Origin of the sequence: Shinella zoogloeoides (assembly GCF_033705735.1) — a bacterium.
Classification (GTDB): Bacteria; Pseudomonadota; Alphaproteobacteria; order Rhizobiales; family Rhizobiaceae; genus Shinella; species Shinella zoogloeoides_A.
In genome coordinates this window covers 1,544,598-1,567,927 of the sequence record NZ_CP131131.1, presented here as the reverse complement: position 1 = coordinate 1,567,927, position 23,330 = coordinate 1,544,598, and the positions used below count along the sequence as shown (strand labels likewise).

Here is a 23,330-nt window from a genome sequence, read left to right as displayed (position 1 = left end):
GCCGTGCACTGAAGGAGGACTTCTCCATGATCGTTTCCGAATACACCATTCCCGGCCTCCATGTGCGCGACCATGTCGTTAGGGTGCCGCTCGACTGGTCGAAGCCCGAGGGCGAGACCATCGAGCTCTTCGCCCGCGAGGTGGTCGATCCCGCCCGCAAGGACGAGACGCTGCCGCTTCTCTGCTTCCTGCAGGGCGGGCCGGGCGGTAAGTCGCCGCGCCCGACGAAGGGCAGCCCTTCCTGGCTCGCCAAGGCGCTGAAGACGCATCGCATCATCCTGCCCGACCAGCGCGGCACCGGCCGGTCTACCCCGGTCGACGCGGCGACCATCGCCCGCTTCGACGGCGAGGCCGGCGCCGACTATCTCGCCTGCTTCCGCGCCGATTCCATCGTCGACGACCTCGAACATCTCAGGAAGACCGCCTTCGGTGGCGTGCGCTGGCAGACGCTCGGCCAGAGCTATGGCGGCTTCCTGACGCTGACCTATCTCAGCCGTGCGCCGGAAGGCCTTTCGGCCTGCTATGTCGCCGGCGGCATTCCGAGCCTCGACCCCTCCGCCGAGGCGGTCTATCGTCACACCTATCCGCGCGTGCGCGCCAAGAACGATTTGTTCTACAAGCGCTATCCGGACGATCGGGCACTCGTTTCGCGCATCGCCGATTTCATCGAGGCCAATCCGGTGATGCTGCCCGATGGCGACCGGCTCACCGTGCGCCGCTTCCAGAGCCTCGGCCTCGATCTCGGCATGGGGCCGGGCCACGAGAACATCCACTGGCTGCTCGACGAGGCCTTCGCGGCGCCGGATCGCCTCTCCGACCAGTTCCTCGGCTCGGTGATGCATCAGACCGCCTATAGCGGCAATCCGCTCTTCGCCGCGATCCACGAGGCGATCTACGGACAGGGCGAGGGGGCGACCGGCTGGGCGGCCGAGCGGCTGCTCGGCGAATTCCCGGAATTCGACGCCAGGGCGCGGCCGCTCCTCTTCACCGGCGAGATGATCTATCCGTGGATGTTCGAGGAGATCGCGCTGCTGAAGCCCTTCCGCGCTGCCGCCGAGGCGCTTGCCCGGCGCCCGCGCCACAGTCGCCTCTACGACAGGGCCCGCCTGGCCGAGAACGCCGTGCCTGTCTCGGCGGTCGTCTATCATGACGACATGTATGTCGATGCCGGCCTCTCGCTGGAGACGGCCCGTACTGTCGGCAACGTGGATGTCTGGATCACCAACGAATTCGAACATGACGGCATCCGCCAGTCGGCTTCCGTCTTCGAACGGCTCGTCACGATGGTGGCGGAAAAGGGCGGCCCGCTGAAGGCGGGCCGTTAACCGGTCCGATCAGAGGAAGGGTGAAAGCGCGGCCGGGATGCCGAGAACGATGACGAGGCTGAGAAGGACGGCGGTCGCAAGTTTCAGGCGATTGCGTTTGCGCGTCGTTTCACCGGTCCAGTCATAGGCCATGGTCGTCCCCTCATAGGCATGCGATCCGCACGTGAATCTGCGGAAACGCAAATCTGCCTCGCTCGCCGGCACAAGGCAAGTCTCCTGTCCTTCGGCAAGGGAATGGTGAGGACCCGGGAGCGCCTCGTATCGCTCGACCGGGTCCCTGCGTGACCGATGCGGCTTGGGCATCACATCGGGCCGCGCAGCTTGTAGGAAAGGAACGGACGGCGCCCGGCTTTCCACGCGTTCACGGCAGCGGGCATGGGCTTCCTTGAGGATGAGGCGGGCGCGATAGGCGCTGAGCGGCGCGGGCTCGTCGGCAAGCCGGTGTGCCTCGATCTGCCTGTCGATATCGCGTATCGCGCGGGCGAGACGGTCGGCGGGCGCGTGGTCCCGGAAGGGGCGACGGAGGCGCTGGTGGGGCATGGTCATTCCTCGAATCGGGCTCCATCATGGAGCGGCGCCAAGGTACCGCCTCGTCCGGTCGATCCCACCTACCGGCGATTGCGAGCGGCGCATTGGTATGCGGCCCGTAAACCGGCAGGGAAGGATTTTAATCGAATTTTCATCATCTGCGTTGTGCCGGAAAAGCGCGGGCGAGAAAGACGCATGGCCTGTCCCGTAGACGGACAGCATGCCTCCTCCGCCCCCCGAACGGGATCGGCCCGCCCCATGTTCCCCGACGGGTGTGCTGCAATTCTTTGGTGCCGGTCGCGGGCTTGCCAAGAGCCGCCGGCGGCTGTCAGCGGATGAAGATGAGCGCCATGCCGATGACGACGAGGGCCGCGCCCGCCCAGGCGCCGCCAGCGGGCCGTTCGCCGGTGCGCAGCCACAGCATCGGCAGGATCATGACGGGCGAGGTGGCCGAGAGGGTCGAGACGATGCCGACCTTTCCGCCGGAAAGCGCAAAGAGCAGCAGCGTCATGCCCATCGCCAGCGCGAGAATGCCGGTCAGCGCGGTGAGGACCGCGATCTTCAGCGTCAGCGGCCCCTTCGGCTTGACGGAGGGGATGGGCAGCTGGATCAGGATGCTGAGGCAGAAGGCCGCCACGCCGACGCGCATGAGCGAGGCGAGGAAGGGATCGATGCCCGTCTCCATGACGGGGCGGGCGATGATGGAGCCGATCGCCTGGCCCGTCGCCGCGCCGATCCCCAGCAGCACGCCGATCCAGAGCGGCCCCTTGACCGTTTCCCACTGGTGGATCTGCGCCCGCCGCTTGCCGAAGAGAATGGCGAGGAACACGCCGGCCGCCGTCAGCGCGATGCCGGCGATCGCAAGCGGCGGCAGGGATTCGCCGAGCACCAGCCAGCCGAGCAGGGCGGCGATCGGCGCGTTGAGCGCGAAGAGGATGCCGGAGCGGCGCGGGCCGACGCGGTTGAGCGTCGCAAAGAGCAGCGTATCGCCGATGAAGATGCCGATGAGGCCGGAAAGCAGCAGGGGACCCGCATTGGCCATGTCGAGCTGATGCCACGCCCCGCTGGCGAGCACATAGAGCGCCAGAAGCCCCGTGACGAAAATCTGGCGGGCGCGGTTGAAGGCGAGCGCCCCGAGATGGCCGGCGGGCCCCGCCGAGATCAATCCGGTGAAGGCCCAGCAGGTCGCGGCGCCGAGGGCGGCAAGTTCGTGGATCGGCATCTGGTTCCGCCCGGTGAGGTGCTTTGCGGCGAAGATGCCGTCCGCCCCGTTAAAGCGCGATCAGGCGGCTCCCGTCCAGAGCCGTTTCCGGCAATCAACAGCGGCTTCGTGCGGCACCCGTCGGCCGGGTGCGGAACCAAACGCTCTTCCGGGGATTTTGATCGCGCGAACCAGTGACGTCAGCAAACAAGGCGGCAGAGAGTGCAAAGCGAAGGGTTTCCGTTGACCGGGGCAGCAACCAGCATGCCTTCCTCCATCATCCAGCCCGGCCGCAACGTCTGGCGTGTCGCGAGCGCAGACAGGCTGAGCGTGCTCGTCGACGGCGAGGCCTATTTCGAAGCGCTGGAAAGCGCGCTGGAACAGGCGCGGCAGGAAGTCTGGATCGTCGGCTGGGATTTCAATCCCGACATCCGCCTGCGACCGGGCGATCCGCAATCCCCGACGCTCGGCGCCTTTCTGCTGCGGCTCGTCGAAGAGCGGCCGGTGCTGACGATCCGCGTGCTGGTCTGGGCGATGGGGCCGGTCTATTCCGGCAAGTCGCTGAAGATGTTCCGCAAGCGTCGCTGGTCGTCCCACCCGCGCATCATGCTGGCTTTCGACAGTCGTCATCCGCTGCGGGGATCGCACCACCAGAAACTCGTCGTCGTGGACGACCAGGTCGCCTTTGTCGGCGGCATCGATCTCACGGCCAAGCGCTGGGACACGAGCGCCCACCGCGCCGACGATCCCCACCGCACGATGCCTTCGGGCAAGCGCTACGAGCCGGTGCACGACATGCAGGTGGGGCTGGAAGGCGAGGCGGCCCGGCTTGCCGGCGACACGGCGCGCCATCGCTGGCTTCTCGCCACGGACGAGGCAATCCCGGCGCTGAAAATCCCGGCCGATATCCGTCTCGACGGCCGGGTCGCCGACATGACGGCGGTCGGCGTCGCCTTCGCCCGCACGGAGCCGGCGATCCGCGGGCGCGAGGGGATCGCCGAGGCTGTGGAGCTCACCATCGCGGCCCTCAAGGCCGCCCGCCGCCAGATCTATATCGAAAGCCAGTATTTCGCCTCGGTGCGGGTTTGCGACGTGCTGTGCGAAAGGCTTGCCGAGCCGGACGGGCCCGAGGTCGTCATCGTCTCGACCCTGAGTTCCCACGGCATGATCGAGCGTCTGGTGCTCGGGGCCAACCGCGACCGCTTCATCCGCCGCCTTGCGCAGTGCGACCGGCACGGGCGGATGCGCGCCTTCTACCCCGTCGTGCCGAAGGCCGACGGTTCGGAGCAGGAGATCATCATCCATTCCAAGCTGGTCATCGTCGACGATGCCTTCCTGCGTATCGGCTCCTCCAATCTCAACCAGCGCAGCGAGGGACTGGATACCGAGCTGGATATCGCCGTTGAGGCGCAGACGGATGCGGAGCGGCGCGGTATCGTCACGTTGCGCGACCGGCTGCTGGCCGAGCATCTCGATGCGGATGCCGGGACCTTCGGCGCTGCCGTGCGCACGGAAGGGCGTCTCGGCACGGTGATCGATGCTTTCAATGGCAAGGCGCGGGGGCTGCGGCCGTTCCGCGACGCGAAGGGTGGCCGGGCGACGGCGCCCGTTCCGGGCACCGCGCTCGTCGATCCGGTGGCGCCCTGGTGGCCGCTGTCCGGCTGGTTTGCCGGCTGGCGGGCGCTGCCTGGCCGTCAGCCGGGATTCTTGCGCAGGGCGTCCTCGCCGTTGGCATCCAGCAAGGCTTCGCTGGCGAGCAGGCAGACCACCCCGAGCGGAAGCGGAATGAAGAAATAGGCCGCCCGGAACGCGATCAGCGCGCCGATCGAGGCCGAGCTCCCGAGAAGGAAGACGATCGCGGCCTCCATGACGCCGAGCCCCCCGGGCACATGGCTGACGAGGGCCGTGAGGTTGCCCATCACATAGGCCGCGGTCGTTTCCATATAACCGACGTCACCGTTCAGGAGCTGGTGAAGGCACGCCGCGACGAAGGCGAAATTCGCCGTGCCGACCGCCAGTTGCAGGGCGGCCAGCCCCGGCGACGGCAGCGCGAAGCGCCAGTGCCGGACATGCAGCTCGCTGCGCAGAAAGGCGGAAAGCGCAAGATAGACGGCGCCGACTGCAAGGCAGGCAAGGCCGAGCGCCAGCGAGGCGGCCCTGCCGAGACCCGCCACCTTGCCGGCGGTGCCGGGAAGCAGGATGAGGCAGATGCCCGCGAGCACGATCAGCCCGAGGCCGACCGTCACCCCGCAGAAGACGATCAGCTTGGCGATCTCCTCCGTATCGAGGCCCCAGCGCCTGTAGAAGCGGTAGCGCACCGCACCGCTGCTGAGCGCCGCGATGCCGACATTGTGGCCGATCGAAAGGCTGGTGAAGGAGGCGAGCGCCGCCTGCCGGTAGGGGAGCGGCTTGCCGACATAGCGCAGCGCCAGGAAATCGAAGAAAGTCAGGCAGACATAGGAGCCAGCCGAGAAGGCGAGCGCCAGGGCGAAATTCATCTTCGGGATCGCGGAAACGGAGTTGCGGATATCCTCCCAGGAATATTGGCTGAGCGTCCGGTAGACCAGCCAGCCGGCGACGAGAACGGCGCCGGCGACGGCCGCGTGGAGGATATGGGTGCGTTTCATGCGTTTTCCTTCAGTTCGAGGGAACGGAACGAAAACAACGCCTTCCGTGTTCCAATGGCGTCCGGGGCTTGAGAGGAAGGCATGGGAAGACGACTGCGACTGGTGACCTACAACGTGCATAGCTGCTTCGGCACGGACCGGCGGCTCGATCCCGGCCGCATCGCCGAGGTGATCGCCGAATGCGAGGCGGATATCGTCGCGTTGCAGGAGGTGGATGTCGCGCGGGCGCGCAGCGGCGGCATCGACCAGGCCGAAAGCATCGCGAAGCACCTGAGCATGGTCTCGCATTTCCATCCCGCGCTCCATCTCGAGGAGGAGCGCTATGGCGATGCCCTGCTGACGGCGCTGCCGACGCGGCTCGTCAAGGCCGGGGGGCTGCCGTCCCGCGGGGAGCCGCGCGGCGCGCTCTGGGTGGAAGTGCCGGCAGGCGAGGCGAGGCTTCAGGTCTTCGTCACCCATCTCGGCCTTCTCGGCGCCGAGCGCGTGCGCCAGACCGAGGCGCTGATCGGGCCGGACTGGCTCGGCGCGCCGATGCCGGGGGATGCGCGCATCCTCTTTGCCGGCGACCTCAACGCAGTGACGCGCTCGGCCTCCTACAAACTTCTCGTGCGGCGGCTGAAGGATGCGCAGGTCGAGGCCGGCGGCCGGATCCGGCCGACCTTCCCATCGCGCTTCCCGCTCCTGCGCCTCGACCACATCTTCGTCGGCGAGGAGGTCAGGGTCCACCGCACGGCGGTGCATGACACCCCTCTCGCCCGCCGCGCCTCCGACCACCTGCCGCTATGGGCCGATCTGGAGATCGAATAGCCTTCGGTGCTTTACGGCTGCCTGCTGTTGCGGACCTGCTTGGGCGTCAGCCCGTAGGCCTTGCGGAACGCGGTGCTGAAGCTGGAGACATGGTTGTAGCCGGCGAGATAGGCGGCGGTGCCGACCGGAACGCGCTCGTTGGCAAGCGCCGCCCGCGCCGTCTCCAGCCGCTGTTCGCGCACGAAGTCGAAGACCGTTACGCCGAAATGCTCCTTGAATCGACGCTGCACGGTGGAGGGGCTGGCGCCGACCTCGCTGGCGATCAGGTCGATGGTGAGGTCCTTGCCGAGATTGCCCAGGATATAATCGCGGGCGCGTTCGCAGGCCCTGAGGCTGAGGAAAGAGGGAGCCGGCGGGCTCTCCATCTCCTCCGCCATCATCGCCAGGCAGGATTGCCACATGATGTCGAGCCCCTGCGCCCTCAGATAAAGGGAGCCGAGCTCGCCTTCCAGCAGCGGCGGGGGATGCACGATCTTTTCCGCGAGCTGCAGGATGTGCTGCCCCGGCTCGAAGGAGAAATGCGCCAGGTGCCGGGCGAAGAAATCGTGCAGCGGCTTCGTCGGTACGCGGTCCTCCGTCTCCATCAGGCGACTCAGCCACGGCCGGGGCGCGGCGATCATGACCTTGCGCAGCGGCGCGCCGCTATTGGTGATGAAGCGCAACGTGCTGTGCTGTGCGACGTTCAGCATGAAGACCAGCGGCATGCGTCTTTTGCCCGTGCCGGCCTCCAGCCGGAAGGGGACGTCGTCGATGACGAACTGCTGCTGCCCCTCCAGCACGATCATCAGCATGAATTTTGGCCAGATTGTCTGCTCGCCCGTATAGGGCGTGCAGTTCGGCACATTCTCGACGGAACCGACGAAAAGTTCTTCCGGCGTATACAGCATGGGATGGCCCTGAAGTCAGAATTCGATTGGTTCGGGTGCTGCGCGGCTACGCCGTTTCTGCGTAAATTTTTGACATTTCGGACAAAACCTTTCGCGTCGACAGAGGGGCGGGTGCTCCCTAATACATGAGTTCAGAAATCATGTTTATGCCCTTCCCTCGCGGGTGACAAGTCCGCCGCCCGAAGCGAAGGCAGGGGGCTTTCCCGCCCCTTCGATCGACCGGCTGGAGTACCGAGATGAAATTCACCCGCTTGATGCCGCTTGCCGGCGTTTCCCTGCTCGCTTTGTCTTCCGCCCTTCACGCCGAGGAGAAGAAACAGGAGGAGGTGACCGTGCTCGATACGATCACCGTCATCAACCAGGGCCGCGACAACGTGGTCGCCACGGGCGGCACGGTCGTGTCCGAGGACGAGCTGGAGAAGCTGAAGCCGGCCAATGTGTCCGAGCTGTTCTCGCGCCAGTCCTCCATCACGGTATCGGGTGGCGGCGGGCCGTCCAAGCGCATCCACGTCTTCGGCATGGAGCAGTCCAACCTTGCCGTGACGGTCGACGGCGTGCCGCAGACGGCGACGAGCTGGCACCATACGGGCTCCAGCGTCATCGACCCCGCCTTCCTCAAGCGCGTCGAGGTGGAAGCGGGCGCGGCCGCGGCCGATTCCGGCTTTGCCGCGGCGGCCGGCGCGGTGCGCTACGAGACGGTCGGCGCGAAGGACCTGCTGGAGGACGGCAAGGATTTTGGCGCGCGGATCGGCACCTCGGTCGGCACCAACGGCAGCGGCGTTTCCGGCAGTGCGGCGGCCTATGGCCGCGTCGGCGACTTCGACTGGTTCGTCATGACTCACGGCCAGAAGGGCAAGGAATACAAGGACGGCCATGGCGACGTCGTGAAGGGCACGGAACCGGCCGCCCGCAACATCCTCGCCAAGCTCGGCTACGAGATCGAGGACAACCGCTTCGAACTCGGCTACGAGCGCAGCCGCGACAAGGCGGATCGCCTGATCAAGATGAACATGGGCTTGGCCGGCGATGAGCTGCATCCGCTGGAGGTCGCCCGCGACACCGTCAAGCTGACCTACAGCTCGACCGCCCCGACGGATCTCTGGGATCCCGAATTCATGCTGTATTACAGCCAGAACGACTATTGGCGGACCAACTACCAGAACCGCACGAACGGCAACATGATCCTCAACGAGGACCTTTACGGCGGCAAGATACAGAACACCTTCACGATCGATTCCGGCAAGATCACCGCCGGCCTCGATTTCGGCCAGCACGACTACCACACCGACAATTACGGCAACAACAACCGCCGCTACCGCGACTTCGACACCACGCAGGTCGGCGTCTTCACACAGGGCCGCTTCGAATTCGACAACGGCTTCAACGTCTCGACCGGCGCGCGCTACGACACGCACCGCTTTAACGACTGGGACGACAAGCGCTTCTCCGACAGCGGCGCGAGCGTGAACGCGACGGTCGCCTACAAGTTCACCGAGAGCTTCGAGGTATTCGCCGGCGCCTCGCGCACCTGGCTCGGCTACGTCATCGGCGATTACGGCTATGTCCATGCGCGCGACAACGCGTTTTACACCGACCCGTCCTTCGACACGGGCTCGGCGAAGAACTTCAAGGTCGGTGCGAATTTCGGCGGCGAGGACTGGAATGCCGGGGTGACGCTGTTCGACACGCGCATCAACGGCCTGCCGAACTACGACGCGCCCTCGCTCAACAACGATCCGAACGAATACCGCAGCCGCGGCGTCACGCTCAATGCGAGCTATACATGGGAGGAGACCACCTTCGGCGCGACCTTCACCCATGCCAGGGTGACGGCGGGCGGCAAGTCGGCCCTGCCGAACAGCGGAACCTTCATGCCGGTCGGCGACATGGCGACCTTCTACATCGACCACGCCATCCCCGACTACAACATGAAGGTCGGCACGACGGTGGCCTGGGCCGGCAAGATCTCCGACGCGCTGGCGACGGCGAGCGGCTTCTACGACCAGCCGTCCTATACCGTGGTCAACATCTATACCGAGTGGACGCCGCCGTCCTATGAGAACGTCACCCTGCGTCTCAGCGTCGATAACCTGTTCGACAGGAAGTATTTCGAGCGGTCGAGCTATGCCACGAGTTCGAACCGCGGTGGTATCGATCCGGTCTACGCGGCGGGCCGCACGATCACGCTGCATGCGGGCGTGAAGTTCTGATCTCCCGATCCCTGCCGCTTCGGCGGCAGGGGTTCTCGTGTCCTGAAAGGATAGTCCGTGCAGGAATCCGTCGCCTATCTCGAAACCGCAAGCGGTCGGAAATATCTGGTGCAGCTTTGCAAGCATTTTGCCCACAAGATCGCCGTCACCTATACGGAGAGCCGTGGGGACTGTCGCTTTCCCCGCGGCGAAGCCGTTCTCGAGGCAGACGAGAGCGGCCTCAGCATGGCCGTGAGCGCGGCGGACGAGGAGGGGCTCGCCCAGACGCAGGCAATCATCGAATCCCATCTGCTGCGCTTCGCCTTCCGCGAGAAACTGGAGGCGCTCGACTGGCGGCAGGCAAGGGCCGCCTGACCTTTTCAGGACGATCAGCATGACAGGTGAACCATGAATTTTCCCCGTTTCCTCCCCGCCTTCGCCGCGCTTGTCCTCTCCGCGCTTTCGGCAAGCGCCATGGATGTCTCGACGGCGCGCGGCACGGTCTCGGTCGAAGGCGTGCCGAAGACGATCGCCGTCTATGACGCGGCGGCCATCGACACGCTGAACCGGCTCGGCATCCATCCGGCCGGCGTTCCCGACAAGCTTTACGTGCCGGAGCTGGAAGCGGCGAAGGGAAATGCGACGGCGGTCGGCACGCTGTTCGAGCCGGATCTCGAGGCGTTGAGCGCACTCGCGCCCGATCTCGTCATCGTCGGGTCCCGGTCGGCGGCCAAGGCGGAGGTAACGGCCAGGATCGCGCCGACGCTCGACATGACCATCGACGGCGACAACCTCTTCGCCGACGCCAAGGTGCGGCTTGCCACCTATGGCGACCTGTTCGGCAAGGCAGAGGAGGCGAAGGCCGCCGCAGAGGAGCTGGACGCCAAACTTGCCGCGGCAAAGGCGGCCGTCGCCGGCAAGGGCAAGGCGCTGATCGTCATGACCAATGGTCCAAAGGTCTCCGCCTACGGGCCGGGCTCGCGCTTCGGCTGGGTGCATGGCGTGCTCGGCCTGCCGCCGGCGATGGAGGATATCCAGTCCGCGACGCATGGCGAGGCGGTGTCCTTCGAATTCATCCGCGAGGCGAACCCGGACTGGCTGCTGGTGCTCGACCGCGCTGTCGCCGTCGCCTCCAGCGAACAGGCCGCCAAGGTCACGCTCGACAACGAACTGGTGGCCGGGACGACCGCTTGGAAGAAGGGACAGATCGTCTACCTGCCCGCCGCGGAATTCTACATTGCCGACGGCGGCGTGCAGTCCCTGGGCCGCGTGCTGGCGGCAATAACCGACGGCTTCTCCGCCGCGAAATGATGATCGCGGCATCTCCGTCAGCCCTGCGGACCGGCGTGATCGCGAGCCTGGGGCTCGCGATCCTCTGCGTGCTGAGCCTCTTCGTCGGCGTCAGCCCGTTGTCGCCGGGCCGGGTGCTGTCCGATACGGAGGCCCTGCAGCTCCTCCTCGTCAGCCGGCTGCCGCGCACGCTCGCGGCCCTGCTTGCCGGTGCGGGGCTGGCGATCGCCGGGCTCATCATGCAGACGCTGTCGCGCAACCGCTTCGTCGAGCCGGCGACGGCCGGCACGGCCCAGAGCGCCGAACTCGGCATCCTTGTGGTGACGCTTCTCCTGCCCGGCGCGGCCCTCTGGGCGAAGACGCTGGTCGCGGGCATCGCGGCCCTTGCCGGCACCTCCGTCTTCCTCTTCACGGCCCACCGCCTGCCGCCGACCCAGCCCTTCCTCGTGCCGCTCTTCGGCATCGTCTATGGCGGCGTGGTCGGGGCGGCGGCGACCTTCATCGCCTGGCAGGCCGATCTCCTGCAATTCCTCTCGATCTGGACCAATGGCGACTTTTCCGGCGTACTGCGCGGGCGCTACGAGCTCCTGTGGATCACCGCGCTGATGGTCGCCGTCGCCTGGTTCGTCGCCGACCGCCTCACCATCATGGCGCTCGGCCGCGAGGCCAGCATCGGCCTCGGCATCGACTATGCGCGCATGATGCGGATCGGCCTCGTGCTGGTCTCCCTCATCACCGCGCTCTCGGTGGTCGTCGTCGGCATGATCCCCTTCGTCGGGCTTGCCGTGCCGAATATCGTCTCGCGCCTGAAGGGCGACAATGTGCGCGGCACGCTCGGCTGGGTGGCGGCCGGCGGGGCGGGGCTGGTGCTCGCCTGCGACATCGTCGGGCGGCTCATCCGCTACCCTTACGAAATTCCGGTCGGCACCGTGATGGGCGTCGTCGGGGCTGCGCTCTTCCTCTGGCTTCTCTTCCGGCGCGGCAGCCATGGTTGACCGCCGCCTGCTCGCCCTCGGTGCCGCGGCGCTCGCCGCCGCCGTCGCCTTCCTTTCGATCGGCCTCAAGGGCAATATCGCCTTCGTGCTGGAGCTGCGCCTCCTGAAACTCGCCGCGCTCGTGCAGGTGGGGGTCGCCGTCGCCGTCTCCACGGTGATCTTCCAGACGGTCACCGGAAACCGCATCCTGACCCCGTCGATCATGGGGCTCGATGCGCTCTATCTCTTCGGCCAGATGGCGATGATCTTCCTGCTCGGCGGCGTCGGCTATGCGACGCTCGACCCGCAGGTCAAGTTCGGTGCGGAAATCCTGCTGCTCATGGCGCTTGCCTCGGCACTGCTGTTGCCGATGCTGAAGCGTCGTCTCGACATGGGGCTGATGCTGCTCGCCGGCGTGGTGCTCGGCGTGCTGTTCCGCAGCCTGCAGTCCCTGCTTGCCCGTCTCATAAGCCCCAACGATTTCGCCGTGGCGCAAGTCATGAGTTACGCCAATTTCAACGCGGTGCGGACCGATCTCCTCGCCTTTGCCGCGATCCTCACGTTTGCCGGCGTGGTCGCTGCCTGGCGCGCGCGCCATGTGCTCGACGTGATTTCGCTCGGGCCGGATACCGCAACGGGGCTCGGCGTGAACTGGATGGCGACGGTGGCCGGCCTGCTGCTGCTCGTCTCCGGGCTGATCGCCGTTTCGACCGCGCTCGTCGGGCCGATGGCGCTGTTCGGCCTGCTGGTGGCGACGCTTGCCGAGCGCATCGTCGGCACCCGCCGCCATGGAATGCTGCTGCCGGCCGCCGCGCTCACCGGCATCGTCACCCTCGTCGGCGGGCAGACGCTGTTCCAGCATGCGCTCGGCAATGCCACGGCGCTGGGCATCGTCATCGAATTCGTCGGCGGGCTTGTTTTCCTCCTGCTGTTGATCGTCGGGAGCCGCGCATGATCCGTATCGAGAACGTTTCCTTCAGGCACCGGACGACGCCGATCCTCAGCGACATCACGCTGACGATCCCGAAGGGCGGCGTCGTGGCGCTGATCGGCCCGAACGGCGCGGGGAAATCCACGCTGCTCTCGCTGATGGCGCGCCTGCAGCCGCTCCAGGCGGGGGTGATCGAGATCGACGGCCTGCCGGTGGAGGGGACCCCTGGTCGGGAACTCGCCAGGGTCGTCGCGATCCTGCGGCAGGACACGACGGTCGCCAGCCGCCTCACCGTGCGCGAACTCGTCGGCTTCGGCCGTTTCCCGCATGGGCGCGGCCGGCTCACCGGGACTGACCGGGCCATTATCGAGGCTGCGCTCGCCCGCTTCGACCTCACCGATCTTGCCGACCGCTTCATCGAGACGCTGTCCGGCGGCCAGCGCCAGCGCGCGCTCGTCGCCATGGCGTTCGCGCAGGACACCGGCTACCTGCTGCTCGACGAGCCGCTGAACAATCTCGACATGTATTATGCCCGCGAGCTGATGCGCGTGCTGCGCACCATCGCCGACCGGGATGGCAAGACGATCGTCGTCGTTCTGCACGATATCAACCATGCCAGCGTCCATGCCGACCGTATCGTCGCCATGAAGGAGGGCCGCATCGTCGCCGACGGTGCGCCCGCCGAAACCCTGACGCCCGACATCCTCGAAGCCGTCTTCGGCTTCCGCATGCGGGTGGAGATGAAGGACGGCAAGCCTTTGGTGCTGCATCAACTCTGACAGGCGAAGCTTGCAGGCCGCGTTTCAGGGAAGCCTGAGCGTGTCCGTGAGGGCCAGCAGGTGCGCCAGCGCGTCGTCCAGCTTCTGCGCTCTGGTGTCGTCGACATGCTGGATGAAGGCGCAGGTCAGGACGGCGGTGGCGTCGCCGTCGGGGCCGAAGATGGGCGCGCTGATATCGGTGACGCCGACGAACTGGCCGGAAGCGCCGAGACGATAGCCCTGCCGGCGGGCCGCGTCGATCTGGTCCTGGATGCCGGCGAGCGCGGCGGCGGAGGCGACGCCCCACTGGCGAAGCGTTTCCTCCACGCGCTCGGGCGCCTGGAAGGCGACCAGGGCTATTCCCGAACCCGTCGTGAAGAGATCGAGCTGGCTGCCGACCCGGGCCCGGAATTCCCAATGGGAGACGGGGCTCGCCTGGGCGATGATGAGGCCTGCTCCGAATTCCGGGATGACGAGATGGCAGGACTGGTCCGTCTGGCGCGCGAAGTCGTCCATCAAGGGCTGCGCGCTGGCCGCCAGCCGCCGATAGGGAGGATAGTGGTTGGCGAGGACGAACATCTTCATCGACAGCGAGTACCGGTCGCCACCTTCCGACCGGGCGACATAGCCTCGCGCGACCAGACGCTCCAGCATGCGGAAAATCTGCGAGGGGCTGAGCCCCATCTCGCGCACGATCTCCGTTCGGGTCATGCCGCCGCTCTGCCTCGCCAGGATTTCGAGGATGTCCAGCCCCTTGTCGAGCGCCGGCGCGCGGTACTTGTCGTCCGCAGTGAGGTCTTCCCCGGATTCCGTCTTTAGCGTCTTCCTTGCCATTATGCCCTCCGATCCAGCACTCATACCGACCCTGTTGAAAAAAGACATAGGAGGCGACCTTGTCAAAGCGATTTGTATGTGAAACATTGTTTTATATACAAACGGGAGCGGGGAGGAAACCATGCGCCTGCAAAACAAGACCTTTCTTGTGACGGCAGCCGGCCAGGGCATCGGCAGGGCGAGCGCCCTTGCATGCCGGGACGAAGGTGCCCGCGTGATCGCGACGGATATCAACGGGACGTTGCTGGAAGGGCTGGAAGGCGTGGAGACGGCTGTGCTCGACGTGACCCGGCCCGACGCCGTCGAGGCCATCGCGGCCCGGGTCGGCCCGCTCGACGGCCTCTTCAACTGCGCTGGCGTGGTGCACAACGGCACGCTTCTCGATATCCGGGACGAGGACTGGGCCTTCGCCTTCGATCTCAACGTCACGGCGATGATGCGCCTGACGCGCGCCTGCCTGCCCGGCATGCTCGACCGGGCGGCGAAGACGGGAACCGCCTCGATCCTCAACATGGCCTCAATGGCGTCCTCCATAAAGGGTTTCGCCAACCGCACGGCCTATGGCGCCAGCAAGGCGGCCGTCATTGGCCTGACGAAGGCGATCGCCGCCGATTTCGTCAAGCAGGGAATCCGCTGCAATGCGCTGTGCCCCGGCACGGTCGATACGCCTTCGCTGCGCGGGCGCATTGCGGCCTCGGCCGATCCGGTGCAGGCTGAAAAGGATTTCATCGCGCGCCAGCCCATGGGGCGCCTTGCGACGGTCGACGATATCGTTCCGATGGTGGTTTTCCTTTTGTCCGACGAGAGTAGATTTGTCTCGGGACAGGCCATGCTGGTGGATGGCGGCGTCACCATCTGAGAGCCTGACGGGGAGGAGCGCGTCATGAGCGAACTGGTGCGAATGGAGGGGATCGACAAGAGCTTTCCCGGCGTGCATGCGCTGAAGGCCGTCGATTTCGATCTGCAGACCGGCGAGGTCCATTCGCTGATGGGCGAGAACGGCGCCGGCAAGTCGACGCTGATGAAGGTATTGTCCGGCGTCTACCGGCCCGATGGCGGCCGTATCCTCGTCGACGGACAGGAGGTGTCGATCCCCACGCCGAGGGCGGCGCAGGACCTCGGCATCGGCATCATCCACCAGGAACTGGCCCTGATGCGCGATCTCACCGTCGCGCAGAACATCTGGATCGGCCGCGAGCCGCGCCTTTCCTTCGGCCGGCTCGACGAGGCGAAGCTGAACGCGGACACCGCCGCCATCTTCGCCGGCATGAACATCCACATGGATCCCCGCACGCCCGTCGCCGGCCTCACAATCGCCCGCCAGCAGATGGTGGAGATCGCCAAGGCGCTGAGCTACCGCTCGCGCGTGCTGATCATGGACGAGCCGACGGCCGCGCTCAACGACGCGGAGATCGCCGAGCTCTTCACCATCATCCGCCGCCTCAAGGCCGAGGGCGTCGGCATCATCTACATCAGCCACAAGATGGACGAGATCAAGCGCATCTCCGACCGGGTGACGGTCATGCGCGACGGCGCCTATGTCGGGACGGTCGCGGCGGAGGAGACGCCGATCTCCCGGATCATCTCCATGATGGTCGGCCGCGAGCTGACCGACGAGGCGGTGACGATCCCCGACCTTTCCGGGGCGGAGACGGCGCTGGAGGTGATCGATGTCAGCCGCGGGCGCGAGCTGAAGGAGATCAGCTTCAGCCTGAGGAAAGGCGAGATCCTCGGCTTTGCGGGCCTGATGGGCGCGGGGCGCACCGAGCTCGCCCGCGCCATTTTCGGCGCCGAGCCGATAGACAGCGGCGAGATCCGCGTCCACGGGAAGCCCCTGCGTATCACGAGCCCGGCCGAGGCCGTGCGCGCGGGGATCGGCTATCTGTCCGAGGACCGCAAGCATTATGGCCTGGCGCTCGGCATGGATGTGCGTGCCAATATCGCCATGGCGAGCCTTCGGCGCCACTGCGACGCCATCGGCAGGATCGACGAGGCCGCGCTCGCCCGGGTGGCGAAGGACTATATCCAGAAGCTCGCCATCCGCACGCCGGGCGACCGGCAGGAGGTGCGGCTGCTCTCGGGCGGCAACCAGCAGAAGGTGGTCATCGCGAAATGGCTGCTGCGCGACTGCGACATCCTGATCTTCGACGAGCCGACGCGCGGCATCGACGTCGGCGCCAAGGCGGAGATCTACCGGCTGCTCAACGAACTGGCCGCCGCCGGCAAGGCCATCATCGTCATTTCCAGCGAGCTGCCCGAGGTGCTGCGGCTTTCCCATCGCATCGCCGTCATGTGCGAGGGGCGCCTGACCGGCATCCTGCCCGGCGGGGCGGAGCAGGAGAGGATCATGGAACTGGCAACGCAACGCAACGGCAAGACTGCTGCCTGAGGGGGACACGGGAACTATGAGTGAAAAGGCAAGCCTGCGCGGCAGCGCGCAGCAGAAAATCCTGGCCTTTGCCAGCCTCATCGTGCTGCTGATCGGCTTCTCGCTGGCCAGCCCGAACTTCTTCCAGGTCTCCAACATCATGGCGATCCTGCAGGCCACCTCGGTCAACGGGGTCCTTGCGGTGGGCGTGACGATGATCATCATCACCGGCGGCATCGACCTGTCCATCGGCACGCTGATGACCTTCTGCGCGGTGATGACGGGTGTCGTGCTGACCTGGGCGGGCATGCCGCTGCCCTTCGGCGTGCTGGCGGCAATCGGCACGGGCGCCTTCTGCGGCTTCGTTTCCGGCGGTCTGGTCGCCCGCATGAAGATACCGCCCTTCATCGCCACCCTCGGCATGATGCTGGTGCTCAAGGGCCTGTCGCTGATCGTCACGGGCACCAAGCCGATCTATTTCAACGACACGCCCGGCTTCACCCTGATCGCGCAGGGCTCGCTGATCGGCCAGTTCGTTCCGGCCTTTCCCGTGCCGAACGGGGTGCTGGTGCTCTTCATCGTCGCGGGCGTCACCTCGTGGATCCTCAGCCGCACGGTGCTCGGCCGCTACACCTTCGCGCTCGGCTCCAACGAGGAGGCGGTGCGCCTTTCGGGCGTCAACACGAATTTCTGGAAGATCGCCATCTACACGCTGTCCGGCGCGATCTGCGGCATTGGCGGCCTTCTCATCGCCAGCCGGCTGAACTCCGCCCAACCCGCGCTCGGCCTCGGCTACGAGCTGGAGGCAATCGCGGCCGTGGTCATCGGCGGCACCAGCCTTGCCGGCGGGCGCGGCACCATTCTCGGCACGCTGATCGGCGCGCTGATCATGTCGGTTCTGACCAACGGTCTGCGCGTGCTTTCCGTCGCGCCGGAATGGCAGACGGTCGTCACCGGCGCCATCATCATCATCGCGGTCTATGCCGACCAGATGCGCCGGCGCGAAGCGAAATAACCGGAAGGAGGCCGAGGCCTCCGGACGGTCGATAAGTTCATGCAGTGTGAACACAAGGAGGAAAACATGTTCACGAGACGGACTCTACTTGGTGCGGTCGCAGCAATCTCGCTGCTCGGTGCGGCGACGGGAGCGGGCGCACAGGACAAGCTCTACGTGCCGCTCATTTCGAAGGGCTTCCAGCATCAGTTCTGGCAGGCCGTGAAGGCCGGCGCCGACAAGGCCGGTGCGGAACTCGGCGTCGAGGTGACGTTCGAGGGACCGGACAACGAAAGCCAGGTCGACAAGCAGATCGACATGCTGGCCGCAGCCCTCGCCAAGAAGCCGGCCGCCATCGGCTTTGCCGCTCTCGACAGCCAGGCGGCCATTCCGCTTCTCAAGCAGGCCCAGGACGCCAAGATCCCGGTCATCGCCTTCGACTCCGGCGTCGATAGCGACATCCCGGTCGCGACGGCCTCGACGGACAACATCGCGGCGGCCGCGCTTGCCGCCGACAAGCTCGCCGAGCTGATCGGCGATGCCGGCAAGGTTGCCGTGGTCGCCCACGACCAGACCTCGCGCACCGGCGTCGACCGCCGCGACGGCTTCGTCAACCGGATGAAGGAGAGCCATCCGAATGTCGAGATCGTCACCATCGAATACGGCGGCGGCGACCATCTGAAGTCGACGGAGATCACCAAGGCGATCCTGACCGCCAACCCCGACATCAAGGGCATCTTCGGCACCAACGAAGGCTCGGCCATCGGCGTCGTCAACGGCGTGAAGGAAGCGGGCGCCAAGGTCGTGGTCGTCGGCTACGACTCCGGCAAGGCCCAGAAGGACGCGGTCCGTGACGGCTCCATGGCCGGCGCGATCACGCAGAACCCGGTCGGCATCGGCTACGAGACGGTCAAGGCCGCCGTTGCCGCCGCCAAGGGCGAGAAGGTCGAGAAGAACATCGATACCGGCTTCTACTGGTACGACAAGACCAATATCGACTCGCCGGAAATCTCCGCCGTTCTCTACGATTGATCCGAAATCCGGCCCGGGGACCGAGGTCTCCGGGCCCTTTCCGAGACGCGGCGTACGATCCGGCTCGGCACCGAAGCACTCCGCGAAAAAATGCAGAAGGTTATGAAGGCATGAAGATTACCGGTCTTCGCACTATGGACGTGCGCTTCCCGACAAGCCAGCATCTGGATGGATCCGACGCGATGAATCCGGATCCGGATTATTCGGCGGCCTATGTGATCCTGGAGTCCGAAGGCCCGCACGAAGGCCACGGGCTGACCTTCACCATCGGCCGTGGCAACGAGATCTGCGTGGCGGCCATCGAGGCGCTGCGCCCGCTCGTCGTCGGCCTCGACATGGCATGGGTGGCGGAGGACATGGGACGCTTCTGGCGGCATATCACCTCCGACAGCCAGTTGCGCTGGGTCGGGCCGGACAAGGGCGTCATCCATCTTGCCACCGGCGCGGTGGTCAATGCGGTCTGGGACCTCTGGGCCAAGATCGAGGGCAAGCCGGTCTGGCAGCTCGTCGCCGAGATGTCGCCCGAGGACCTCGTGCGCTGCATCGACTTCCGCTACTTGACAGACTGCATCACGCCCGAATGGGCACTCGAATTCCTCACGGAGCAGGCCAAGGGCAAGCGGGAACGCATCGCGACGCTGAAGGCCGAGGGTTACCCCTGCTACACGACCTCCGCCGGATGGCTCGGCTATGACGACGCCAAGCTGCGCCGCCTTTGCCGCGAAGCCGTCGATGCGGGCTTCAAGCACATCAAGATGAAGGTCGGCCGCGACCTCGACGACGATATCCGCCGCCTCACCATCGCGCGTGACGAAGTCGGCCCCGACGTCAACCTGATGATCGACGCCAACCAGGTCTGGGAAGTCGACCAGGCGATCGACTGGGTGAAAAAACTCGCCTTCGTCAAGCCGTGGTTCATCGAGGAACCGACGAGCCCCGACGACGTGGAAGGTCACCGCAAGATCCGCGAGGCCGTCTCGCCCGTCCAGGTCGCGACCGGCGAGATGTGCCAGAACCGTATCATGTTCAAGCAGTTCATCATGCGCGGCGCCATCGATGTCGTGCAGATCGACAGTTGCCGGCTGGGCGGGCTCAACGAGGTTCTCGCCGTGATGCTGATGGCCGCGAAATACGGGCTGAAGGTCTGCCCCCATGCGGGCGGCGTTGGCCTGTGCGAATATGTCCAGCACATGTCGATGATCGACTATCTCTGCATCGCCGGGACGCGGGAAGGGCGAGTCATCGAGTTCGTCGATCACCTCCATGAGCATTTCGTCGATCCCTGCATCATCCGCGACGCGGCCTATATGCCGCCGCAGGCGCCCGGCTTCTCCATCGAGATGAAGCGGGACAGCCTCGAAGCCTACCGTTTCCGGGGGGCATGATGGACCTCGGGCTTCAAGGCAAGGTCGTCGTGGTGACCGGCGGCGGCTCGGGTATCGGCGCCGGCATCACGGAAGTGCTGTCGGAGGAGGGCGCCCGGCCCGTCATCATCGCCCGACGGGCGCCCGACGCGGACTGGCTGCGCCGCACCGGCGCCGAGTTCGTGCAGGCGGAACTTTCCGACGACGCGGCCTGCCGGCGCGCGATCGACACCGTCCGGTCGCGGTGCGGCGCCGTTCACGGCCTCGTCAACAATGCGGGCGCCAATGACGGCGTCGGCATCGGCAAGGGGCCGGACGCCTTTCGCGACAGTCTCAACCAGAACCTCGTCCACTATTACACGATGGTCCATCTGTTGCAGGACGACCTGCGGGCGGCGCGCGGCGCCATCGTCAACATCAGCTCCAAGACGGCGCTGACCGGGCAGGGCGGCACCTCGGCCTATGTCGCCGCCAAGGCCGCGCAACTCGGGCTCACGCGCGAATGGGCGGTCGAGTTCCTGGCCGACGGCGTGCGTGTCAATGCCATCGTCGTCGCCGAGGTGATGACGCCGCTCTACCGGCGCTGGCTGGATACCCTGCCGGATGGCGAGGCGGCCCTTGAGGAGATCGTCCGGCGCATTCCGCTCGGCCAGCGCATGACCACCGCGCGCGAGATCGGCGATACCTGCGCCTTCCTGCTGTCGGACCGCGCCAGCCACATGACGGGACAGTGGCTTTTCCCGGATGGCGGCTATACGCATCTCGACAGGGCAATTCGCGGGCATGCGGAGGAAAATCCCGCAACCGATTGAGGATTTTCATTGCCGCATGCTTGTCCACAAGGCCGCGGGAGGCCTAGTTGGACTCGCGGCGCGCTGCTATGACGTGCTTTTGATGACGAGAAATGATCAAGGTCGGCCATGCGGGTTTCTGATTGCTACAATTTCCACGATTTCCGCCGCCTGGCCAAAAAGCGTCTTCCCGGCCCGATCTTCAACTATATCGACGGCGCGGCGGATGACGAGGTCACCTACAGGCGCAACACGGCGGCTTTCGAAGCCTGCGATCTCCTGCCGAGCGTCCTCAACGGGGTCAGCGACGTCGACATGTCGGTGACGGTGATGGGGCAGAAACTGGCCATGCCGGTCTATTGCTCGCCCACCGCGCTTCAGCGCCTGTTTCACCACGAAGGCGAGCGGGCGGTCGCCCATGCGGCGAACAGGTTCGGCACGATGTTCGGCGTTTCCTCGCTCGGCACGATCAGCCTGGAGGAGGCGCGGCGCATCAGCAGCGCGCCGCAGGTCTATCAATTCTACTTCCACAAGGATCGCGGCCTCAACCGGGACATGATGGCGCGCGCGAAGCAGGCCGGCGTCGAGGTGATGATGCTGACCGTCGACAGCATCACCGGCGGAAACCGCGAGCGGGACCAGCGGACCGGCTTTGCGATCCCGTTCCGGCTGAATCTCGCCGGGATGGCGCAGTTCGCGGTCAAGCCGGGCTGGGCGCTCAACTATTTCACGCATGAGAAATTCCGTCTGCCGCAGCTGGAAAGCCATGTCGACATGGGCAGCGGGACGATGTCGATCAGCCGCTACTTCACGGAGATGCTCGACCCGGCGATGAACTGGGACGATGTCGCCGAGATGGTGAAGGAGTGGGGCGGCCATTTCTGCCTCAAGGGGATCATGACGGTGGAGGATGCGAGGCGCGCCGTCGATATCGGCTGCACCGGCATCGTCCTGTCGAACCATGGCGGGCGGCAGCTCGACGGTTCGCGCAGCGGGTTCGACCAGCTCGCGGAAATCGTCGATGCGGTCGGCGACCGCATCGATGTCATGATGGACGGCGGCATCCAGCGCGGCACGCATGTCCTGAAGGCCCTGTCGCTGGGGGCGAAGGCCGTCGGCGTGGGACGCTACTATCTTTTCCCGCTGGCCGCCGCCGGCCGGGCCGGCGTCGAGCGGTCGCTGTCGCTGATGAAAACGGAAATCGAGCGCGGCATGAAGCTCATGGGCTGCGCCACCGTCGATCGCCTTTCGACCAGCAACCTGCGGTTCCGCACGTAGTGCATCCACTCCACGCATTGAACGCAATTCCGCCCGGCCTGCCTTTCGGCAAGCCGGGCGGTCGCATTTTCACCGGTGCTCTTTTCAGGCGGCGTTGAGCTTCTTCTCGCAGCGCAGCAGCATGCCGTAGAGGTCGCGCGGCTCGTCGGGATCGGCGAGGAGGTCGAGTTCCGTGAACATGCCGTGTTCGGCGATCTTCTCCCGCACATAGCGAAGGGCCGAGAAGTCCTCGGTGGCGAAGCCGACGCTGTCGAAGAGCGTGATCTGGTCCGCGCTCCTGCGGCCTTGCATTGCGCCGGTCATGACCTCCCAGAGTTCGATGACGGGGTGATCGGCCGCAAGCTGCTGGATCTCGCCCTCGATGCGGGTCTGCGGCGGATATTCGACGAAGATGTCCGAGCGCAGCAGGATGTCCTTGCTGAGTTCCGTCTTGCCCGGGCAGTCGCCGCCGACCGCGTTGATGTGCACGCCGGGGCCGACATGGTTGTCGGAAAGGATCGTCGCATATTGCTTGTCGGCCGTGACGGTGGTGATGATGTCCGCGCCCTCGACGGCCTCCTCGACCGAGCTGCATTCGACGATGGTGAAGCCGAGGCCCGCGAGGTTGCGCGCGCATTTCTTCGTCGCCGAGGCGTCGATGTCATAAAGGCGTAGCGTGTCGATGCCGAGCAGCGACTTGAAGGCGCGGGCCTGGAATTCGCTCTGCGCACCGTTGCCGATGATCGCCATGGTGCGTGCGTTCGGCCGGGCGAGGTACTTCGCCGCGACGGCCGAGGTCGCCGCGGTGCGCAGCGCCGTCAGGATCGTCATCTCGGTCAGCAGCATCGGATAGCCGTTGCCGACATCCGAGAGCACGCCGAAGGCCGTCACGGTCTGGCGGCCGTCGCGGGTGTTCTTCGGATGGCCGTTGACATATTTGAAGCCGTAGAGCGTGCCGTCGCTTGTCGGCATCAGCTCGATGACGCCTTCCTGCGAATGCGAGGCGACGCGCGGGGTCTTGTCGAAGACCGGCCAGCGGCGGAAATCCTCCTCGATGGTGGCTGCAAGTTCCGTCAGGAACCTGTCGATGCCGACCTTCAGCACCAGCTTCATCATGTGGTCCACGCTGACGAACGGGACGACGTTCAATTTCGGATCCGTGTTCATTTTCCC

22 protein-coding genes are annotated in these 23,330 nt (G+C 65.9%); 16 read left to right on the top strand and 6 right to left on the bottom strand.

What is annotated here, in order from left to right:
- Positions 1-26 precede the first annotated feature (26 nt).
- The gene (locus ShzoTeo12_RS24965; protein WP_318912922.1) at positions 27-1,325 is read left to right on the top strand and encodes an alpha/beta fold hydrolase; all 1,299 of its coding nucleotides are present in this window, start codon (positions 27-29) and stop codon (positions 1,323-1,325) included.
- 9 nt (positions 1,326-1,334) lie between these two features.
- On the opposite strand, the gene ShzoTeo12_RS24960 is transcribed toward ShzoTeo12_RS24965, so the two are convergent.
- Entirely contained in the window at positions 1,335-1,865 is a 531-nt protein-coding gene (locus tag ShzoTeo12_RS24960; RefSeq protein ID WP_162911251.1) for a hypothetical protein, read from the bottom strand.
- A gap of 316 nt (positions 1,866-2,181) precedes the next feature.
- Positions 2,182-3,075: a DMT family transporter gene (locus tag ShzoTeo12_RS24955; protein ID WP_119255454.1), complete on the bottom strand. Its 894-nt coding sequence runs from the start codon at positions 3,073-3,075 to the stop codon at positions 2,182-2,184.
- A gap of 243 nt (positions 3,076-3,318) precedes the next feature.
- Here ShzoTeo12_RS24955 and ShzoTeo12_RS24950 point away from each other — a divergent pair, with 243 nt between their 5' ends.
- A complete protein-coding gene (locus ShzoTeo12_RS24950) occupies positions 3,319-4,851 on the top strand; it encodes a phospholipase D-like domain-containing protein (protein ID WP_318912921.1) in 1,533 nt (510 codons plus the stop codon).
- Here ShzoTeo12_RS24950 and ShzoTeo12_RS24945 read toward each other — a convergent pair.
- On the bottom strand, positions 4,749-5,681 hold the full coding sequence (locus ShzoTeo12_RS24945) for a lysylphosphatidylglycerol synthase domain-containing protein (protein WP_318912920.1): 933 nt from the start codon (positions 5,679-5,681) through the stop codon (positions 4,749-4,751). The two genes, ShzoTeo12_RS24950 and ShzoTeo12_RS24945, sit on opposite strands and share 103 nt — an antisense overlap.
- Positions 5,682-5,762: 81 nt before the next feature.
- On the opposite strand from ShzoTeo12_RS24945, the gene ShzoTeo12_RS24940 reads away from it, so the two are divergent.
- Positions 5,763-6,488 carry an endonuclease/exonuclease/phosphatase family protein gene (locus tag ShzoTeo12_RS24940; protein ID WP_318912919.1) on the top strand — a complete coding sequence of 242 codons (726 nt, stop codon included), beginning with the start codon at positions 5,763-5,765 and terminating at the stop codon, positions 6,486-6,488.
- 11 nt (positions 6,489-6,499) lie between these two features.
- Here the strand turns inward: ShzoTeo12_RS24940 and ShzoTeo12_RS24935 are convergent, their stop codons facing one another.
- On the bottom strand, positions 6,500-7,279 hold the full coding sequence (locus ShzoTeo12_RS24935) for a helix-turn-helix transcriptional regulator (protein ID WP_245424761.1): 780 nt from the start codon (positions 7,277-7,279) through the stop codon (positions 6,500-6,502).
- Between the two features lie 332 nt (positions 7,280-7,611).
- On the opposite strand from ShzoTeo12_RS24935, the gene ShzoTeo12_RS24930 reads away from it, so the two are divergent.
- The 6 genes from ShzoTeo12_RS24930 to ShzoTeo12_RS24905 are packed head-to-tail and all read left to right on the top strand — an operon-like array spanning position 7,612 to position 13,538.
- Complete coding sequence (locus ShzoTeo12_RS24930) at positions 7,612-9,585, top strand: TonB-dependent receptor domain-containing protein (protein ID WP_318912918.1); 1,974 nt, start codon at positions 7,612-7,614, stop codon at positions 9,583-9,585.
- Positions 9,586-9,642: 57 nt separating this feature from the next.
- On the top strand, positions 9,643-9,939 hold the full coding sequence (locus ShzoTeo12_RS24925) for a DUF2218 domain-containing protein (RefSeq protein ID WP_318912917.1): 297 nt from the start codon (positions 9,643-9,645) through the stop codon (positions 9,937-9,939).
- A gap of 33 nt (positions 9,940-9,972) precedes the next feature.
- Positions 9,973-10,875, top strand: coding sequence for a siderophore ABC transporter substrate-binding protein (locus tag ShzoTeo12_RS24920; RefSeq protein WP_318912916.1), 903 nt, complete (start codon positions 9,973-9,975; stop codon positions 10,873-10,875).
- Positions 10,875-11,849: an ABC transporter permease gene (locus tag ShzoTeo12_RS24915; RefSeq protein ID WP_318914365.1), complete on the top strand. Its 975-nt coding sequence runs from the start codon at positions 10,875-10,877 to the stop codon at positions 11,847-11,849. The genes ShzoTeo12_RS24920 and ShzoTeo12_RS24915 overlap by 1 nt, the downstream gene beginning before the upstream one ends.
- Positions 11,842-12,783: an iron chelate uptake ABC transporter family permease subunit gene (locus tag ShzoTeo12_RS24910; RefSeq protein WP_318912915.1), complete on the top strand. Its 942-nt coding sequence runs from the start codon at positions 11,842-11,844 to the stop codon at positions 12,781-12,783. The genes ShzoTeo12_RS24915 and ShzoTeo12_RS24910 overlap by 8 nt, the downstream gene beginning before the upstream one ends.
- Positions 12,780-13,538, top strand: a complete 759-nt coding sequence (locus tag ShzoTeo12_RS24905; protein WP_318912914.1) for an ABC transporter ATP-binding protein — start codon at positions 12,780-12,782, stop codon at positions 13,536-13,538. The genes ShzoTeo12_RS24910 and ShzoTeo12_RS24905 overlap by 4 nt, the downstream gene beginning before the upstream one ends.
- A 24-nt stretch (positions 13,539-13,562) precedes the next feature.
- Here the strand turns inward: ShzoTeo12_RS24905 and ShzoTeo12_RS24900 are convergent, their stop codons facing one another.
- Positions 13,563-14,351 carry an IclR family transcriptional regulator gene (locus ShzoTeo12_RS24900; RefSeq protein WP_318912913.1) on the bottom strand — a complete coding sequence of 263 codons (789 nt, stop codon included), beginning with the start codon at positions 14,349-14,351 and terminating at the stop codon, positions 13,563-13,565.
- Between the two features lie 121 nt (positions 14,352-14,472).
- On the opposite strand from ShzoTeo12_RS24900, the gene ShzoTeo12_RS24895 reads away from it, so the two are divergent.
- The 7 genes from ShzoTeo12_RS24895 (at position 14,473) to ShzoTeo12_RS24865 (ending at position 22,178) form a co-directional block, all read left to right on the top strand.
- Positions 14,473-15,210, top strand: a complete 738-nt coding sequence (locus ShzoTeo12_RS24895; protein ID WP_318912912.1) for an SDR family oxidoreductase — start codon at positions 14,473-14,475, stop codon at positions 15,208-15,210.
- Positions 15,211-15,234: 24 nt separating this feature from the next.
- Complete coding sequence (locus ShzoTeo12_RS24890; protein ID WP_318912911.1) at positions 15,235-16,740, top strand: sugar ABC transporter ATP-binding protein; 1,506 nt, start codon at positions 15,235-15,237, stop codon at positions 16,738-16,740.
- A gap of 16 nt (positions 16,741-16,756) precedes the next feature.
- Complete coding sequence (locus ShzoTeo12_RS24885; RefSeq protein ID WP_318912910.1) at positions 16,757-17,734, top strand: ABC transporter permease; 978 nt, start codon at positions 16,757-16,759, stop codon at positions 17,732-17,734.
- Between the two features lie 66 nt (positions 17,735-17,800).
- Positions 17,801-18,745, top strand: coding sequence for an ABC transporter substrate-binding protein (locus ShzoTeo12_RS24880; protein ID WP_119255135.1), 945 nt, complete (start codon positions 17,801-17,803; stop codon positions 18,743-18,745).
- 110 nt (positions 18,746-18,855) lie between these two features.
- Positions 18,856-20,130, top strand: a complete 1,275-nt coding sequence (locus ShzoTeo12_RS24875) for an L-fuconate dehydratase (RefSeq protein WP_318912909.1) — start codon at positions 18,856-18,858, stop codon at positions 20,128-20,130.
- Entirely contained in the window at positions 20,130-20,921 is a 792-nt protein-coding gene (locus ShzoTeo12_RS24870; RefSeq protein ID WP_318914364.1) for an SDR family oxidoreductase, read from the top strand. Before ShzoTeo12_RS24875 ends, ShzoTeo12_RS24870 begins: the two co-directional genes overlap by 1 nt.
- 108 nt (positions 20,922-21,029) lie before the next feature.
- Positions 21,030-22,178: an alpha-hydroxy acid oxidase gene (locus ShzoTeo12_RS24865; protein WP_318912908.1), complete on the top strand. Its 1,149-nt coding sequence runs from the start codon at positions 21,030-21,032 to the stop codon at positions 22,176-22,178.
- Positions 22,179-22,262: 84 nt separating this feature from the next.
- Here ShzoTeo12_RS24865 and ocd read toward each other — a convergent pair whose 3' ends face one another.
- Positions 22,263-23,324: an ornithine cyclodeaminase gene (ocd, locus tag ShzoTeo12_RS24860; RefSeq protein WP_318912907.1), complete on the bottom strand. Its 1,062-nt coding sequence runs from the start codon at positions 23,322-23,324 to the stop codon at positions 22,263-22,265.
- Between the last annotated feature and the right edge of the window lie 6 nt (positions 23,325-23,330).

What these genes read in the sequence shown, in the direction of transcription:
- ShzoTeo12_RS24945 (WP_318912920.1), bottom strand. Translation starts at nt 5,681, where the DNA reads ATGAAACGCACCCATATCCTCCACGCGGCCGTCGCCGGCGCCGTTCTC.
- ShzoTeo12_RS24935 (WP_245424761.1), bottom strand. Translation starts at nt 7,279, where the DNA reads ATGCTGATGATCGTGCTGGAGGGGCAGCAGCAGTTCGTCATCGACGAC.
- ShzoTeo12_RS24910 (WP_318912915.1), top strand. Translation starts at nt 11,842, where the DNA reads ATGGTTGACCGCCGCCTGCTCGCCCTCGGTGCCGCGGCGCTCGCCGCC.
- ShzoTeo12_RS24880 (WP_119255135.1), top strand. Translation starts at nt 17,801, where the DNA reads ATGTTCACGAGACGGACTCTACTTGGTGCGGTCGCAGCAATCTCGCTG.
- ShzoTeo12_RS24915 (WP_318914365.1), top strand. Translation starts at nt 10,875, where the DNA reads ATGATCGCGGCATCTCCGTCAGCCCTGCGGACCGGCGTGATCGCGAGC.
- ShzoTeo12_RS24875 (WP_318912909.1), top strand. Translation starts at nt 18,856, where the DNA reads ATGAAGATTACCGGTCTTCGCACTATGGACGTGCGCTTCCCGACAAGC.
- ShzoTeo12_RS24905 (WP_318912914.1), top strand. Translation starts at nt 12,780, where the DNA reads ATGATCCGTATCGAGAACGTTTCCTTCAGGCACCGGACGACGCCGATC.
- ShzoTeo12_RS24865 (WP_318912908.1), top strand. Translation starts at nt 21,030, where the DNA reads ATGCGGGTTTCTGATTGCTACAATTTCCACGATTTCCGCCGCCTGGCC.
- ShzoTeo12_RS24870 (WP_318914364.1), top strand. Translation starts at nt 20,130, where the DNA reads ATGGACCTCGGGCTTCAAGGCAAGGTCGTCGTGGTGACCGGCGGCGGC.
- ShzoTeo12_RS24940 (WP_318912919.1), top strand. Translation starts at nt 5,763, where the DNA reads ATGGGAAGACGACTGCGACTGGTGACCTACAACGTGCATAGCTGCTTC.
- ShzoTeo12_RS24960 (WP_162911251.1), bottom strand. Translation starts at nt 1,865, where the DNA reads ATGCCCCACCAGCGCCTCCGTCGCCCCTTCCGGGACCACGCGCCCGCC.
- ShzoTeo12_RS24920 (WP_318912916.1), top strand. Translation starts at nt 9,973, where the DNA reads ATGAATTTTCCCCGTTTCCTCCCCGCCTTCGCCGCGCTTGTCCTCTCC.
- ShzoTeo12_RS24890 (WP_318912911.1), top strand. Translation starts at nt 15,235, where the DNA reads ATGAGCGAACTGGTGCGAATGGAGGGGATCGACAAGAGCTTTCCCGGC.
- ShzoTeo12_RS24955 (WP_119255454.1), bottom strand. Translation starts at nt 3,075, where the DNA reads ATGCCGATCCACGAACTTGCCGCCCTCGGCGCCGCGACCTGCTGGGCC.
- ShzoTeo12_RS24950 (WP_318912921.1), top strand. Translation starts at nt 3,319, where the DNA reads ATGCCTTCCTCCATCATCCAGCCCGGCCGCAACGTCTGGCGTGTCGCG.
- ShzoTeo12_RS24965 (WP_318912922.1), top strand. Translation starts at nt 27, where the DNA reads ATGATCGTTTCCGAATACACCATTCCCGGCCTCCATGTGCGCGACCAT.
- ocd (WP_318912907.1), bottom strand. Translation starts at nt 23,324, where the DNA reads ATGAACACGGATCCGAAATTGAACGTCGTCCCGTTCGTCAGCGTGGAC.
- ShzoTeo12_RS24900 (WP_318912913.1), bottom strand. Translation starts at nt 14,351, where the DNA reads ATGGCAAGGAAGACGCTAAAGACGGAATCCGGGGAAGACCTCACTGCG.
- ShzoTeo12_RS24930 (WP_318912918.1), top strand. Translation starts at nt 7,612, where the DNA reads ATGAAATTCACCCGCTTGATGCCGCTTGCCGGCGTTTCCCTGCTCGCT.
- ShzoTeo12_RS24895 (WP_318912912.1), top strand. Translation starts at nt 14,473, where the DNA reads ATGCGCCTGCAAAACAAGACCTTTCTTGTGACGGCAGCCGGCCAGGGC.
- ShzoTeo12_RS24885 (WP_318912910.1), top strand. Translation starts at nt 16,757, where the DNA reads ATGAGTGAAAAGGCAAGCCTGCGCGGCAGCGCGCAGCAGAAAATCCTG.